Annotated in this window: 1 protein-coding gene; it reads right to left on the minus strand. The window is 44.6% G+C overall.

Going from position 1 to position 1,020, the window contains the following annotated elements; all coding sequences use genetic code 11:
* Positions 1 to 162: 162 nt before the first annotated feature.
* Positions 163 to 1,020, minus strand: an 858-nt coding sequence (gene prmC, locus KBS54_05690) for a peptide chain release factor N(5)-glutamine methyltransferase (GenBank protein ID MBQ0055617.1), incomplete at its 5' end; no start/stop codon positions are given.

Below are 1,020 nucleotides of genomic sequence, written 5' to 3' on the forward strand. Positions count from 1 at the left end.
GTGGACTTCCTGTCCGCTCGCTTATTTTAACATTCAAACGTCAGCGTGTAAATCGCTGAACATAAATAAAAGTACACAGTAAATAATACGTCTGCCTGACCACACGTGTTTTTTTACTTTCGGCGTACAGTTGCAAAAGCTAAATTAATTTTTGGGCAGTTTTTATATCTTTTTCCAAATTAAATGACGCAATATTCCTGAATAATCTTTAACTTCCTTAAAAAGCTTAAGACAGTTGGGCGCGATTTCTTTAAGCTTTTCGGACTGTTTGTCTCCGGCAGTTTCGAAACCAACAAGACCTCTGGTTTTGACAAACAACGGCAGCGTTCCAAAAAGCAGCTTATAACAATCCAGCCCGTATTCTCCGCCGTTCAGCGCTGTTTCCGGCTCATAATCTGTTACGTCTTTCATTAAATTGGGCAGTTCTGAAACAGATATATACGGCGGATTTGCAGTTATAAAGTCAAATTGATTTTTAAGAGCAAGTTCTGACGGATTGCTGTTCAGCACAAGCTTCAGCCTGTTTTCAAGTCCGTAAAGCGCCCTGTTTTTCTCCGCCCATTCAAGCGCCTTGCAGCTTGCGTCAACGGCTATTCCGCGCAAATCAGCCCTTTCAAGAAGCATTGCAGCCGCCATGCAGCCGCTTCCCGTGCACCAGTCGGCAAAATAAGCGTTTTCCGGCGCAAGCTTTAACATTTCTTCGACAAGCAGTTCTGTTTCGGGACGCGGTATCAGACAGCCTTCGCCAACCTTAAAAGTATATCCGTAAAATTCAGCTTCTCCGAGTATATAGGACAACGGCATACGCTGAAGCCTCTGCTCCACCGCATGTTCAATTTCATACAATTTGTCTGATGGCACGTCAGTTTCGGCGTGCGTTGTCAAAAATGCCGCCGGAACGTCAAGAAACTTTGACAGGAGCGTATCAACAACATACGCAGGTCTTTCGATACCTGCGCATGTAAGCTTCTCTATTGCCGTTTTTCTGTACGCTCCGAGTTTCATTATACCGCGAGAGCC

Origin of the sequence: Candidatus Equadaptatus faecalis (assembly GCA_018065065.1) — a bacterium.
GTDB classification, from domain to species: Bacteria; Synergistota; Synergistia; order Synergistales; family Synergistaceae; genus Equadaptatus; species Equadaptatus faecalis.